Origin of the sequence: Methylobacterium isbiliense, from assembly GCF_022179325.1 — a bacterium.
Taxonomy (GTDB): domain Bacteria; phylum Pseudomonadota; class Alphaproteobacteria; order Rhizobiales; family Beijerinckiaceae; genus Methylobacterium; species Methylobacterium isbiliense.
Genome location: NZ_BPQQ01000081.1, coordinates 21,317 through 35,241, shown reverse-complemented (window position 1 = coordinate 35,241; position 13,925 = coordinate 21,317). Strand labels below are relative to the sequence as shown.

11 protein-coding genes, 1 tRNA gene and 1 pseudogene are annotated in these 13,925 nt (G+C 69.4%); 5 read left to right on the top strand and 8 right to left on the bottom strand.

What is annotated here, in order from left to right; all coding sequences use genetic code 11:
• The first annotated feature begins 261 nt into the window (after positions 1 to 261).
• From MFF61_RS27695 to MFF61_RS27685, 3 genes are all read left to right on the top strand, one after another.
• Positions 262 to 1,401 (top strand): HPP family protein, encoded by a 1,140-nt coding sequence (locus tag MFF61_RS27695; protein WP_238240915.1) that lies wholly within the window; start codon positions 262 to 264, stop codon positions 1,399 to 1,401.
• Positions 1,402 to 1,677: 276 nt separating this feature from the next.
• Positions 1,678 to 3,303, top strand: a complete 1,626-nt coding sequence (locus MFF61_RS27690; protein WP_238240914.1) for a hybrid sensor histidine kinase/response regulator — start codon at positions 1,678 to 1,680, stop codon at positions 3,301 to 3,303.
• A 373-nt stretch (positions 3,304 to 3,676) separates the two neighbouring features.
• Complete coding sequence (locus MFF61_RS27685; RefSeq protein ID WP_238240913.1) at positions 3,677 to 4,096, top strand: DUF6894 family protein; 420 nt, start codon at positions 3,677 to 3,679, stop codon at positions 4,094 to 4,096.
• 207 nt (positions 4,097 to 4,303) lie between these two features.
• On the opposite strand, the gene MFF61_RS27680 is transcribed toward MFF61_RS27685, so the two are convergent.
• From MFF61_RS27680 to MFF61_RS27670, 3 genes are all read right to left on the bottom strand, one after another.
• Positions 4,304 to 4,792 (bottom strand): cyclic nucleotide-binding domain-containing protein, encoded by a 489-nt coding sequence (locus MFF61_RS27680; protein WP_238240933.1) that lies wholly within the window; start codon positions 4,790 to 4,792, stop codon positions 4,304 to 4,306.
• A 157-nt stretch (positions 4,793 to 4,949) separates the two neighbouring features.
• Complete coding sequence (locus MFF61_RS27675) at positions 4,950 to 5,975, bottom strand: calcium-binding protein (RefSeq protein ID WP_238240912.1); 1,026 nt, start codon at positions 5,973 to 5,975, stop codon at positions 4,950 to 4,952.
• Between the two features lie 1,018 nt (positions 5,976 to 6,993).
• Positions 6,994 to 8,001, bottom strand: a complete 1,008-nt coding sequence (locus tag MFF61_RS27670) for a zinc-dependent alcohol dehydrogenase family protein (protein WP_238240911.1) — start codon at positions 7,999 to 8,001, stop codon at positions 6,994 to 6,996.
• Positions 8,002 to 8,366: 365 nt separating this feature from the next.
• Here MFF61_RS27670 and MFF61_RS27665 point away from each other — a divergent pair, with 365 nt between their 5' ends.
• A complete protein-coding gene (locus MFF61_RS27665) occupies positions 8,367 to 8,639 on the top strand; it encodes a hypothetical protein (RefSeq protein WP_238240910.1) in 273 nt (90 codons plus the stop codon).
• An 8-nt stretch (positions 8,640 to 8,647) separates the two neighbouring features.
• Here MFF61_RS27665 and MFF61_RS27660 read toward each other — a convergent pair.
• A pseudogene (locus MFF61_RS27660) lies at positions 8,648 to 10,066 on the bottom strand (M20 family metallopeptidase).
• A 182-nt stretch (positions 10,067 to 10,248) separates the two neighbouring features.
• On the opposite strand from MFF61_RS27660, the gene MFF61_RS27655 reads away from it, so the two are divergent.
• Entirely contained in the window at positions 10,249 to 11,169 is a 921-nt protein-coding gene (locus MFF61_RS27655; RefSeq protein WP_238240909.1) for a DMT family transporter, read from the top strand.
• 138 nt (positions 11,170 to 11,307) lie between these two features.
• Here MFF61_RS27655 and MFF61_RS27650 read toward each other — a convergent pair whose 3' ends face one another.
• The 4 genes from MFF61_RS27650 to MFF61_RS27635 form a co-directional block, all read right to left on the bottom strand.
• Positions 11,308 to 11,493, bottom strand: coding sequence for a hypothetical protein (locus MFF61_RS27650; RefSeq protein ID WP_238240908.1), 186 nt, complete (start codon positions 11,491 to 11,493; stop codon positions 11,308 to 11,310).
• A gap of 126 nt (positions 11,494 to 11,619) precedes the next feature.
• Complete coding sequence (locus MFF61_RS27645) at positions 11,620 to 11,847, bottom strand: hypothetical protein (RefSeq protein WP_238240907.1); 228 nt, start codon at positions 11,845 to 11,847, stop codon at positions 11,620 to 11,622.
• Between the two features lie 604 nt (positions 11,848 to 12,451).
• A tRNA-Gln gene (locus MFF61_RS27640) sits at positions 12,452 to 12,525 on the bottom strand.
• A gap of 138 nt (positions 12,526 to 12,663) precedes the next feature.
• Positions 12,664 to 13,866: a pyridoxal phosphate-dependent aminotransferase gene (locus MFF61_RS27635; protein WP_238240906.1), complete on the bottom strand. Its 1,203-nt coding sequence runs from the start codon at positions 13,864 to 13,866 to the stop codon at positions 12,664 to 12,666.
• Positions 13,867 to 13,925: the final 59 nt, after the last annotated feature.

The window sequence follows — 13,925 nt, the reverse complement described above, 5'->3', positions numbered from 1 at the left end:
GATCGCTCGCGCTTTGCCTGCCTGTTAGGCATACTGCATACCAGATTTGCACTTCAGCGCCCCATCCGCTAGAAGGTGCGCCAAGCATGTATCTTTGAAGGGGAGGTCGAATGCCAGCACCGATCGCCATCGGCAGGCGAGCCAGCACGCCGATCCGCGCCAGCGGTACGGCTCCCGGCAGACCATCCTGGCGCTAGGCGCAGGACTCCGTCGTCCATCCCGCCCCAGAGCGATATCCGGCAACATTGGGATAGCCGTCGCATGCCCAAGTCGATCACGTCACCGCAGCGAAGCAGCCGCGCTCCGGGCTTCCGCCTCTTCAGGCCGATCCTGGCCGGTGCCACGCTTCGGGAGCGCCTGATCGCCTGCGTGGGCGCCCTGATCGGCATCACGCTCACCGGCCTGATCTGCGGTCTGGTGTTCGGAGAAGGCCCGCACATCCCGCTCATCGTGGCCCCTATGGGCGCATCGGCGGTGCTGATCTTCGTGGTGCCCGCCAGTCCGCTTGCCCAACCCTGGCCGGTGATCGGCGGCAACACGATCTCCGCCTTCATGGGGGTCCTGGCGGCGCATCTCATCGCGGATCCGGTGGTGGCCATCGGGGTCGGCGTCTCGCTCGCCATCGCGGCGATGTCGCTCACCCGGTCCCTTCACCCGCCGGGCGGAGCGGCCGCCCTGACGGCCCTGATCGGCGGGCCCGCCGTCACCTCCGCCGGCTTCCTGTTCCCGCTGTTTCCCGTCTGCATCAACTCCGTGATCCTCGTGGCCCTCGGGATCACCTTCCACAAGATCGCACGCCGCAACTACCCCCATGTGCCGGTGGCGGTCGCCTCCAACACGCACGGGACCGCCGACCTCCCGGCTCCGCTCCGGGTCGGGTTCAGGCCGGAGGACGTCGATGCGGCGCTCGTCACGCTGGGCGAGACGCTGGATATCGACCGGTCCGACCTCGACAGGCTTCTGCGCCAGGTCGAGATGCAGGCTCTCGTGCGCACGCAGGGCGGTCTGACCTGCGGGGAGGTCATGTCGCGCGATCTGATCACGATCGGCCTCGACGACGGTTCCGAGCGGGCGCGCACGCTTCTCCTGGCCCACAACATCAGGACCCTGCCGGTGGTCGATGCGGCCGGCCGGCTCGTGGGGACGCTCGGCTTGCGGGACTTGGCGCTCCGGGACGCGGGCCGCATCGCCGAGGTGATGTCCGAGGCGAGGACGGCGGCCGTCGATGACCCGGCCGTCGGCCTGGTCCCCGCGCTGACGGACGGGCGGACCCACGCGATCTTCGTCACCTCCGCCGACCGCACGGTGCTCGGCGTCATCACGCAGACGGATCTGCTCGCGACCCTGGCGCGGACCGCCTCGGCCAAGGCGTTCGATCTGCCGGCGGAGAACGCGGCCTGACGGCGTCGTCCCGGACGACGCTCGCAGGGTCGGAACGTCTCCGTTCAGCGGGCGGCCGTTGACGGCCGGACGCGGGCGGCGTCCTGCAAAGCCAGGGCAGGATCCTGATGAATTCGATACAACGGCGCGACCGGCCCACCGGTGCCGCCAAGCCGCTGCGACATAGGGCTTGGCGCCGGAGGGTGGGAACAGAACCCGGCTGGCCTATATTCAATTGGGCTCGATTTTTTGCGGTTCGAGGCATTTCCCGCCTGGACCAGGGGGAGCCTGCCGCCGATGCCGTCGTCACCGGAGAAGCCCAAAGCATCGGGACCGCCGACGCCCGTGACCGGAAGCGGACCGTCCGGGGTCGAGGACGTTCATCACGACATCTTCTTCGCGGCGGTCGAGACAACCCGCATGCCGATGATCGTCATCGACCCCCACCAGCCCGACAACCCGATCATCTTCGCCAACCGCGCCTTCATCCGCATGACGGGCTACGAGCGCGACGAATTGATCGGGCACAATTGCCGCTTCCTGCAGGGACGGGAGACCGACCGCGACACCGTCGCCGAGGTGCGCGCCGCGATCGCCGACCAGCGGGAATTCGCCACCGAGATCCTGAACTACCGCAAGGACGGCTCCACGTTCTGGAACGCCCTGTTCGTCAGTCCGGTGTTCAACCGTCAGGGCGACCTCGTCTATTTCTTCGGCTCGCAGCTCGACGTCTCCCGCCGCCGCGACGCCGAGGAAAGCCTGCACCAAGCGCAGAAGATGGAGAGCCTCGGCCAGCTCACCGGCGGCATCGCGCACGACTTCAACAACCTGCTGCAGGTCATCTGCGGCCACAACGAGGTGATGCTCGCGCTGCTCGACCATCCCACCCTCGATGTCGGGCGCATGCGCCGCGCCGGCGAGGCGGTGCGCGAGGCCGGCGACCGGGCCGCCAAGCTGACGCATCAGCTTCTCGCCTTCTCGCGCAAGCAGCGGCTGGAGGGCCGGCTCCTCAATCTCAACGGCCTCGTCCAGGGCATGAGCGAGATGGCCGAGCGGACGCTCGGGGACCACGTGGTGCTGAACCAGGACCTCGCCCCGGAGCTCTGGAACACGCGCATCGACCCGACCCAGGCGGAGGTGGCGCTGCTCAACGTGCTCCTCAATGCGCGCGACGCCATGCCGGGCGGGGGCACGGTGACGGTGAAGACCGAGAACCTCCTGATCGCGAACGAGGACGCGGCGCTCTCCCGAATGGTGAGCCCCGGCGCCTACGCGGTCGTGTCGGTGATGGATACCGGCACCGGCATGGCGCCCGAGGTCCTGGCGCGGGTGATGGAACCGTTCTTCACCACGAAGGACGAGGGCAAGGGGACGGGGCTCGGCCTCGCGATGGTCTACGGCTTCGCCAAGCAGTCCGGTGGGGCGGTCAGGATCTCGTCCGGCATCGGCCGGGGCACCACGGTGCGGCTTCTGTTCCCGGCGAGCGAGTCGAAGCTGGAGGACGACCGCAAGGCGCCGCCGCGGGCCGCGGACCGGCACGGGACTGAGTCGGTGCTGGTCGTCGACGACCGGCCGGACGTGGCGGCGACGGCAGGCATCATCCTGGAGGATTTCGGCTACAGGGTCACGGTGGTCGACGGCCCGAAGGCCGCGCTCGCAGTGCTGGACGGGGAGGCGCGCATCGACCTGCTGTTCACCGACCTGATCATGCCCGGCGGCATGAACGGGGTGATGCTCGCCCGCGCGGCACGCGAGCGCCAGCCGAAGATCAAGGTGCTGCTGACCACGGGCTACGCGGAGGCCTCGCTGGAGCGCACGGATGCGGGCGGCACCGAGTACGAGGTCATCAACAAGCCCTACAAGCGCATGGACCTGGCCCGGCGCGTGCGGCGGATCCTCGATGGCCCCACGGGCGTGGGCTGAGACCGGGTTCCTGCCCGCCTGAGGGTGCAGGCGGTGCGGCCCTTGGCCGGGGAGGGCTCGCCTGCGTCCCTGCCCGAAGCCCCCTCCCCTCGCGCATCGCCAGGGAGCACGGACCGGCCGGAGCGGTGCGCCCCCCTTCCTGGTTCGCGCCGCGCCAGCGCGAAGCGCCCCTGCCCTGCGCCGCGGCGGCGCGACGTCCGTCCGAATGCCTGTGCGGCGGGGACCAGCGGCCGTTTTACGAGGCGGCGTTAATCCATGTTAGGGCGGCTTGAGCCGCACACGCGCATTCCTGAGAGGAATTACGGGTCACAACCCCTGGGCATGCCCGCAAGTGAGAGCGTTCCCGCTCCCGCCTCCCAAGCTGGACAGGCGCATGCCTCGCTTCTTCTTCCGCATCCACGACGGCGCCGATTATCCGGATACGCAGGGCACGGAGCTGTCCGACTGGCGCGAGGCGCAGGTCGAGGCCGTTCGCCGCGCCGGAACCATCATCGCCGACACCGCCCGGCAGGTGAAGCTCGGCGAGGACTGGAGCATGGAGGTCACGAACGAGACCGGCCTCGTCCTGTTCCGCCTCGACTTTCACATCTCCAGTTCCGCGGCCGTCATGGGCTCGGATTGGAGAAAGGACGGGCCGTCTTCGGCGGGACACGCGCCGCAACCGCCAGAGCACGGGCTCGCCGAGCCCGACGTGATCACGAATTTTTCCGGGGACCGCCAGACCAACGCTGCCATCGGCTCATCAGCCCGTACCAGAGACAGCCCGCCACCGCGCCGGCCGCCAGCCAGATGACGACGGCGACCGCATCGAGCGGGGCCGACCACCACAGCATTCCCCCCGTCCACAGGACCGCGAAGGCCAACGAGGCCCATCTCAGCCGAACGTCATCGCTCATCTCAGCCACTCCGCAGGTCGGGAGAGCTTACGCAGACGGATCGATCGGACGGTGTGACGGAGCACATCGGCGGGCCGCGACCGCTCCGCTTGTCGCGCCGGCGCTCACGATGCACGCGCGCCGCCGGCCGTGTTGACCAGTTCGGCGATGCGGATATCGGCTTGGCGGAGACGACGGCACAGCTCGCGGTTGATGTTCTGCAGCACCATGACGTAGGCGTGAATATCGGTCTTGTAATACGTGTAGAGGTTGCGAGCCGTGAGCTCGTACAGGATGACCGGGCCTTCCGCCACCAGGGTGGCCGAGCGGTTCTGCACCGCGATGAGCGTCATCTCGCCGAAGAAGTCACCGGGTCCGAGGCGGTTCAGATCGATGACGCGCCCGGACGCTCCGCGCTTGCTCACCGCAAGCGCTCCGGAGTGCACGATGTACATCGAGCGCCCCGGCTCTCCCTCCGCGATGATGACGGCGCCGGCCTCGAAGCGGCGTTCGACCAGCATGGCGATCAGGAGATCGAGGCTCGCGTCCGACAGGCCACCGAAGAACGGTGTCTCGACCAGGAAGGCCTTCAGTTCGGGCGAACTCTCAGCCATCAGCCGGTGCACTCCCGTTCTCGGAACGCGGCCGTGCTGCATTGTCGTGGACCCTGCATCGGTGCGCAACCGCTTTCGGCGGGTGGCTTTTGGGCGTGGGTCGGCACCGGGCGGGATCGCGATCCCGCCCGGTGCCAGCCTGCGGAGAGCGGGCCGCTCAGCTGAACGTGAAGTTGTCGGCGGTCAGGCTGGTCGCGGTCGTGTTGGCGAGGGTGATGCTGTCGCCGTTCCCGTAGTTGATCACCGTGTCGGCTCCGACCTGCCGGCTCGCGGCCTGGACCTGGGCGAACGACGAGAAGGCGCCGTTGTTGAACGCGATCACGTCCCGCTCGGAGCCACCGACCACGAAGTCGACCACGAAATCCGCCCCGTCACCGGCGCCGAAGGCGAACGTGTCGGGGCCGGCGCCGCCCGTCAGGCGATCGTTGCCGGCGTTGCCGAACAGCAGATCGGAGCCGTCCTCTCCGAAAAGCCAGTCGTCGCCGGCCCCTCCGGACGCGTAATCGTTGCCGGCCCCGGCGCCGATGAAGTCGGCTCCATCCTCTCCGAGCACTTGGTCGTCGCCGAACTCTCCGAAGATGATGTCGTTGCCGAGGCCGCCGGCGGCGATGTCGTTGTCGCTGCCGGCCAGCAGACGGTCGTCGCCGGCATCGCCGTAGAGCACGTCCTGCCCGGCATCGCCGCTGAGCGTATCGTTGCCGAGGTCGCCGTCGACGAGATCGTCGCCGTCGCCGCCGGAGACGTCGTCATTGTCGTCGCCGCCGGCCACGAAGTCGTTCCCCGCCTCGCCTCGGACGACATCGTTGCCCGCCTCACCGACGAAGAAGTCGTCTCCGTTGCCGCCGAAGATGCTGTCGTTGCCCGGGTTGCCGGCGGCGTAGTCGTTGCCTTCATTGCCGTAAATCAGATCGTCACCGGCCTCGCCGATCAGCTGATCGAAGCCGCCGCGCCCGTAGATCACGTCGTTGCCCGGCCCGCCGGCTGCGTAATCCGTACCGTCGCCGGCATCGATGATGTCGTTGCCGTCCTGCGCATCGATGCGATCGAAGCCCTCGCCACCAAAGATCTGGTCGTCGCCGAGATTTCCGAGAAGGATGTCGTCTCCTGCGAACCCGTTGATCACATCGGCCACTGGCGTGCCGATGAAGCGATCAGGACCCTGCGTGCCGTCGATCTGAGCCATGGCGTTCTCCCTTGCGAGCCACGACTAACCACACGCCTCTGCCTTTGTTCCTGATGTTTCAACCCGACGGATCTCAAATTTTTTGATGAAATAAAGATGTTCTACTTAGATGCGCGGGATAAAGCTCCCATTTAACCTATGTTGCTGGTGAGATTTAGGATTATTGTCTTCATCAAGACCGCCATCACCAACGGTCGCACGCACGTCGAAGGCGAGGCGCCATCGGCCTTCGGATCCAGGCGTCCGAGAGGAGGTCAAGGCCACGAACCAGCCCTAAGCGGCTCCCGAGACCATGCACAAGGATGCCGCCCGTCCGCCTCCCGGCCAGGGGAGACGTGACCTCCTGATCGGTCGGTCGATCCCGTCGGGATGGTAGATTTCAGGTTCGCCGCGCGGACTTGCCAATCGGCGGGCCGCCTTGGCCAAGCGGAGGGCGAATCAATTGCCTTCGTTCCGATAGGCGCAGTAGGAGCCCCGGTCCTCGTACCCTCCCGGGCACGAGCGGACGCAAGCGCCCGCCGCACTCTTGTAGCCGGGCGGGCAGTTGCCCCATTGCGCACCGGCAGGGCTCGCCGCGCCCGCCAGCAGGATGATCGCCACAAGGGCCGCGGATCGAAGCCAGCGGGACATCGGGATCTGCACCCTTCGCGCCGTCAGACCATGCGAAGGTGCGGCTCAGTCTTCCGCAAGTGAAGGGGCAGCGGCGGCCGCAACGCGATTTGGACCTGCGCGCACGCACGACGCGTGCGGTAGCGCACGTCCGGTCGATTCCGTGACGACCCGGCCGGTGCGACTTCGCCCGGTCTGGTCATGATGGCGGGGCGCCGTGCCATCCGGTCCATGCGCCGGGAAGCGCCTCGACCGGGCCGACGGTGAAGACCACGAGGAGGCCGGCTGAGTCCTCGAAACCCGAACTCTCCTCCCGCGCGATGCCGACGAGCGCGCCCGTCATCGCTCCGAGACCGACGAGCAGGACGGCGCGGAGCGCTGTGGCTGGCCTGCGCGCCAAGAGACCGCTTTAGAATTCGACGCAGATCTTTCCGAAATGCGCGCCGGATTCCTCGTGGCGGAACGCTTCAGCGAGCGCGTCGAGACCGAAGCTGCGGTCGATGACCGGCTCGATCCCCGTGGCTTCGAGGCCGCGCACGAAGTCCTGTTGCTGCCGGCGACTGCCGACCACCAATCCCTGCAGCCGCACCTGCTTCACCATCATCGCCGCGGTGGGCACCTCGCCGCCCCGCCCCGTCAGCACCCCGATCAGCGAGATGTGGCCGCCGTTACGGACGGCGGTGATGGATTGCGGCAGCGTTCCCGGGCCGCCGACTTCGACCACGTGGTCGACGCCGCGTCCGCCCGTCCAGCGCCGCACGGCCTCACCCCAGTTCGGCTCGGCCTTGTAGTTGATGGTGTGGTCAGCGCCGAGCGCCTTCGCCTTCTCCAGCTTGGCCTCCGACGAGGAGGTGGCGATCACGGTCGCGCCCATCGCCTTGGCGATCTGCAGGGCGAAGATCGAGACGCCGCCGGTGCCCAGCGTCAGGACGCTGTCGCCGGCCTTCAGGCCGCCATCCGCCACCAGCGCGCGCCACGCGGTCAGGCCGGCGGTGGTCAGGGTCGCGGCCTGCGCGTGGCTGTAGCGCTGCGGCGCCCGCGTGAACCACGTGGCCGGCCGGACGACGATCTCCCGCGCATAGCCGTCCACGCCGTCGCCCGGCACGGTCGCGAAGTCGCCCGTGGTCGCGGGACCATCGAGCCAGAGAGGGAAGAAACAGGACACGACCGCGTCGCCGGCCGCGAACTCCGTCACGCCCTCGCCGACGGCTTCGACGACGCCCGCTCCATCGGACATCGGAATACGACCGCGGAACTTCGGGTCGCCCGACCGGACCACGCCGTAATCGTGATAATTGAGGGAGCTGGCGTGGATCCGCACCCGGATGTCGCCCGGCCCCGGCGCACCCGGGTCGGGCAGGTCGACGCGTTCCAGCCCATCCAGTCCGCCCGCGGCGCCGATCCTGACTGCGTTCATGTGAGCCTCCCGTTGCGCCCGGACATAGGGTGCCGGCCGATGGCGCCCACCGTCGCGGCGGCAGGCGCCTGCGGGGCAGGCCGCGCGCCATCGCCACGCGGCAGCCGCCTGTCCGCTCCGGCGGAGCAGGACCTTCTCTCGATCTGCAGCGAAAGAAAACCTTCTTTCCTGCAGCACTTTCGTTATGCGTCAGACGGAGATCAGCCATGCACCAAAAGTCTATTTTAAGGGTCTTGCAGTACTCATCCGCCCGTTCGACTGATTTGCGGCCAACCCATGTGCGCCAGCGCACATGCGATCGCAGGCGAGACACCTAAATCGAGGCTCATCGACGGCGCGGACACGACGCGCTGTGATGGACCTTCATGGGTGACAATATGACCAAGTCGATCCTGCTCCTTGCCGGCGCGATGACGCTCGCCGCGACGGCCGCGTCCGCCCAGACCGCCAAGGAGAACTACAGCTACAAGGCGCCCTCCGGCATGTTCAGCGAGGGCACGACGAAGTGGGAGATGTACCGCTTCATGGCCGAGGATGCCGAGCGGCGCGCCGGGCTGGCCAACGGCCCGGCGGCGGCACCCGCGGTCGCCCCGGGCGCGGCCACCCGCTACACCGGCACGGCCCGCCCGCGCCGCTGAGCCGCGGCTCACGCGGCGGCCGGCCGCCGCGCCGCGCGGATGGCCGGCCCGGCCTCGCCGAGGTCCCAGAACAGCCCGGCCATCATGGCGAGCCCCTCCCGCACCACCGGCGCGAGCAGGTGCTCGTCGGGGGCATGCTGCGAGCAGGCCGGGTAGGAATGGGGCACCCACAGGGTCGGCATGCCGAGGATGTCCGAGAAGGCGTCGTTCGGCAGCGACCCGCCGATGTTCGGCAGCAGCGCCGGCGCCTTGCCGGTGGTGCGGGCGAGCGAGTCCATCGCCCAGGCGACCCACGGGTCGTCCACGGCGAGCCGGGTCGCGCGAAACACCTCGCCGCGGGCTGGCCGCACCTCCACCATCGGGAAGCCGTGCCGGTCGAGATGCGCACGCAGGATCGCGGGCGCGTTCTCCCAGTCGGTCCCGACCACGAAGCGCAGCTGCAGCGTCGCCGTGGCGTGCGCCGGCACGGCGTTGAGCGGCCCCTCCGGATTGCCGGTCAGGAAGGCCAGCACCTCCAGGGTGTTTCAGGCGAAGACGCGCTCGGCCGGGGTGAGGCCGGGCTCGCCCCAGTCCGGGTCGATGTCCGGATCGGTCGGCCCGCCGGCGGGCGCGATCCCGCGCAGGGCCGCCCGCACGCCCTCGGGGATCGGCGGCGGGCGCAGCCCCTCGACCAGCAGGCGCCCGTTGCCGTCGACGAGGCAGGCGATGGCGTTGGCCAGGATGGTGCCGGGATTGCGCAGCAGGCCGCCCCAGTTGCCCGAGTGGTGTGCGCCCTCGCGCAGCGCCACCACGAGATCGACTGTGATGCCGCCGCGCGAGCCGAGAAAGAGTGTCGGGCGCTCCGCGCTCAGGCGCGGCCCGTCCGAGGCGATCAGGAGGTCCGCCGCAAGCGCGGCGCGCTGCGCGGCGCAGAGCGCCCGCAGGCCCGGCGAGCCCACCTCCTCCCCGGTCTCGATCAGCAGCCGCACGTTGAAGCCGAGGCGCCCGCCGCGGGCCGCCGCAACCGCCTCCAGGGCCGCGAGATTGACGAGGTGCTGGCCCTTGTTGTCGGCGGTGCCCCGCCCGTACCAGCGCTCGCCCTCGACCACGACCCGCCAGGGATCGAGGCCGGCGCGCCACTGCGCCGGATAGCCCTGCACGGTGTCGCCGTGGCCGTAGATCAGCACGGTGGGCAGCGCCGGATCCTCGCGCCGCTCGGCGATCAGGAAGGGGCCGTGGCAACCATCCGGGTTGTCGAGGATGCCGGACGAGAAGCCGAGGCGCGCGAGGTCGGGGCCGAGCCCGTCCGTAAGGTAGGCCCGCAGGGCCGGCCCCTGGTCCGCGACCTGGCTCTCGGTGCGCAGCGCCACCTTGTCCCGCAGGTTTGCCAGGAAGGCGCCGCCATCGAACAGGGCGGTGGCGCGGGCGACGGCATCGTCTCGGCTCATGGTCTCTCGGCTCTCCGGCACGCGTCCGGCCACCGTCCGACAGGCGGTCCGCCCAGGCAAGCGCCGTGCGGTGCGGACGCCCCGCGGCCGCGATCCGACCGGTTTGCAAAGCGCTCACCCCGCGCTATCGCCGGGCAACGGCCTCGTCCCCGGTGCGGTGAAGAGCCGGGGGAGGATGCGGCGTGACGATCGAACCCGCGCTCGCGAGCCGGGCCGTGCTGCCGGCGGGCGCCGTCGGCGGCATCGCCATGATGCTGCTCGGCACGCTGCTGTTCGCCATGAACGACACCGTCGGCAAGTGGCTGCTGGGCGCCTACACGGTCGGTCAGCTGATGCTGGTGCGCAGCATCGCCGGCCTCTGCGTCCTGGCCCCGGCCATCCGGCGTGCCGGACCCGAGGCGTTCCGCCGGGCGCCGCACCCGCGGCTGCAACTGCTGCGGGCGGCGTTCTCCACGCTCGAAGCGTCGCTGTTCTTCTGGGGCGTCAGCACGCTGCCGCTGGCCGAGGTCATCACCTACTACATGGCCGGCCCGATCTACGTCACCGCCCTCTCCCCGCTGCTGCTCGGGGAGCGGGTCGGCTGGCGCCGCTGGACGGCCGTCGTGGCGGGCTTCGGCGGGGTCGTGCTCGCCCTGCATCCGTCCCCGGGCACGCTCTCGCCGGGGGCCCTCTGCGCCCTCAGCGGCAGCCTCGTCTACGCGCTCTTCCTGGTCACCACCCGCAAACTTGCGGGCGTGCCGGGAACCGTCCTGATGAGCGGTCAGCTCCTGACCTCGCTCGTCTTCGGCGGCGCGCTGGTGCTGGCGTACGGGTGGACGCCGCCCGGTGCCGTGGATCTCGCGCTCATGCTCCTCCTCGGCATCGGCTCTCTCGCCGGCAATCTCTGCGTCAACCACTCGCTTCGCCTGGCGCCGGCCACGGCCGTCGTCCCCTACCAATACACGCTGATCCTGTGGGGCATGCTCTTCGGCTATGTCTTCTTCGGCGAAGTGGTGGGACCGCTCACCCTGACCGGAGCCGCCATCATCGTCATCAGCGGCCTCTGCCTGTTCCTGCGTGAGCAGCACCTGCAGGGGCGGCCATCCCGCCCTACGATGCCCTGAAGGCGACGGCGGGCGTCGATCCCGACGACCGGCACGGCGAAGGGCCACGCCCCGTGGTCGAGCGGCAGGCCCCCGCGCAAAGGGGTCCGGACGCACGTGCAGCGCGATCGGCTCCTGCTCCAGGCGCCGGAGGTGCGATCAGCCGCGATCGGCCTTGTCGTCCGACCGCGCCTTCGCCTCGGGGCGCTGGTACGACAGCGAATTCAGGACGATGGATGATCGCCTGAGAACCTCGTACGAGCGGTCGATCATCCTCCGGCTGTGTGCCAGCGCCTTCTCGGACCACAGCAGATAAGGCAGATTGCGGCCATCGAGCTTGGCCATGGCGGCGCTCCTGCATGCTGTAAGCGGGAGCACACGCGTCTCTCTGCCGCTGGCGCCTACGGATTCGGAACTGCCAACGATGGCGGAGCCTACCTCAGGCCACTCAGCCAAGCCTAATGCGGCCGCTCACGGCGGCGGATCGGGCGCCCCGGCGCGCGGTCGGATCCGTCCCGTCCGGGCCTCGTAGAGGGGCTGGCGCAGCAGTTCGCGCGAGATCGCCAGAGCTTCCAGCGACCGGCTCAGGCACGCCCGCGTGAGCTGAACCAGCACCCAGTTCTGGACGATCAGCGACCGGGTCTCGGCATTGGCTCTGTCGAGACCGTTCAGGGACGCGGGAGGGGCCGCCTGTCTCATCGCGATGGTCTGCCAGCACGGCGGCCGGGGTTCATTCGCCTGCGTGAATCCCGCACGCCCTGCCCTGGCCCGGGCACAGGGGACGCACGCCCCCGAACCGGCATCGGGCGCGGCCGCGGCCTGCCTCGCCCGCCAGGACGAGGCCGGGGCGGTGGTCGATCCGACCGGGCGGGTGACCGACGACAAGGGGGCTCACCGTCGCGGACGCCTCTGTGATGTCGAGTCTGCCGAGCGCCGACACCACGGTGCCGACCTTCATGATCGGCGATCTGTTCGCCAATCACCGCGGCGGGCGGCTGGAGGCCTGAAGCGGCCGGCCCCATCGCCCTCGGGTGAGGCGGGACCCGCGAGCGCCGCTCGGAGTACCGTCCGCTGCTGCGCTGCAATCTGCCCTTCAGCGCCAGGAACTCGGTTGCGTTCGGGCTTACCAGGACGGCATCGACGAGGGCGAGGCGCTTCGCGACCGCGTGCGGGCCGGCTGCCGGATCGGCCAAGCCGACGGCATCAGCGCCTCTCAGGACGCCCTCCTGCAGCAGGGCATCCAGATCGCCGCCCGGGCAATCACGGGATCGGCGTCGGTCTCAAGTTGCTGCTTGATCTGATTTGGCTGGGGGACGTGGATTCGAACCACGACTAACGGAGTCAGAGTCCGCTGTTCTACCGTTAAACTATCCCCCACCAGGACGCCGCGCTCGCGCAGGCGACCCGACCGGCGGGCTGACCGTGATGCGGTCGGCTCGGGTGCGGTGCAGATAGGACGGTTCCCCGGGGCGGTCAAGGGATTCCTTGAGGGCCGAGGCCCGGGGTCGTCCGCGTTCAGCGCAGGGCGCCGCAGAAGCGCTGGATGCGGGTGCAGGCCTCCTCCAGCACTTGGTTCGAGGTGGCGTAGGAGATGCGCAGGTTGGGACCGAGGCCGAAGGCGGAGCCGTGGACGGCCGCCACGCCCTCGCTCTCCAGGAGCGCGGTGACGAAGTCCTCGTCGGTCTCGATCACCTTGCCGTCGGGCGTGCGGCGCCCGATCAGCTCGGCGCAGGACGGGTAGACGTAGAAGGCGCCCTCGGGCATCGGGCAGCGCAGGCCGTTGGTCTGGTTGAGCATCGAGACCACGAGGTCGCGACGGGTCTGGAAGGCGGCGCGGAAGCGCGCCAGGTGCTCCTGCGGACCGTCGAGGGCCGCCACCGCCGCCCATTGCGAGATCGTCGCGGCGCCCGAGGTCTGCTGGCCCTGGACGAAGTCCATCGCCTTGATCAGAGGCTCCGGGCCGGCCGCGTAGCCGATGCGCCAGCCCGTCATCGCGTAGGCCTTCGACACGCCGTTCATGGTCAGCGTGCGCTCGTAGAGGCCGGGCTCGACCTGGGCCGGCGTCACGAAGCTGAAGTCGCCGTAGCAGAGGTGCTCGTACATGTCGTCGGTGAGCACCCAGACGTGCGGATGACGCATCAGCACGTCGGTGAGCTTCTTCATCTCGGCATGCGCGTAGGCGGCGCCCGAGGGGTTCGAGGGCGAGTTCAGGATCAGCCACTTGGTCCGCGGCGTGATCGCGCGCTCCAGATCCTCGGGCTGCAGCTTGAAGTCGTTCTCCATGGTGGTGTCGGCAAAGACCGGCGTGCCGCCGCACAGGCCCACCATCTCCGGGTAGGACACCCAGTAGGGCCGCGGGATCACCACCTCGTCCCCCGGGTTCAGGGTGGCCAGGAGCGCGTTGTAGATGACCTGCTTGCCGCCCGTCCCGACGATGGTCTGCGCCGGCTTGTAGTCGAGGCCGTTCTCGCGCTTGAACTTGCGGGCGATCGCCTCGCGCAGCGGCACGATGCCGGAGACCGGCGGATACTTGGTCTCGCCGCGCCCGATCGCCTCCACGGCCGCCCGCTTGATGTGGTCGGGCGTGTCGAAATCCGGCTCGCCCACCGACAGGCTGATGACGTCGCGCCCCTGCGCTTTGAGGTCCCGCGCCTTCTGGGTCATCATGATGGTCGCGGACGGCTTCACGCGCGAGAGGGCGTCGGCCAGAAAGCCCATGGGACACTCCACCTTCAGGATGATCCTGCCGCACGGCAGGACGGCCGGGATCGACGCCG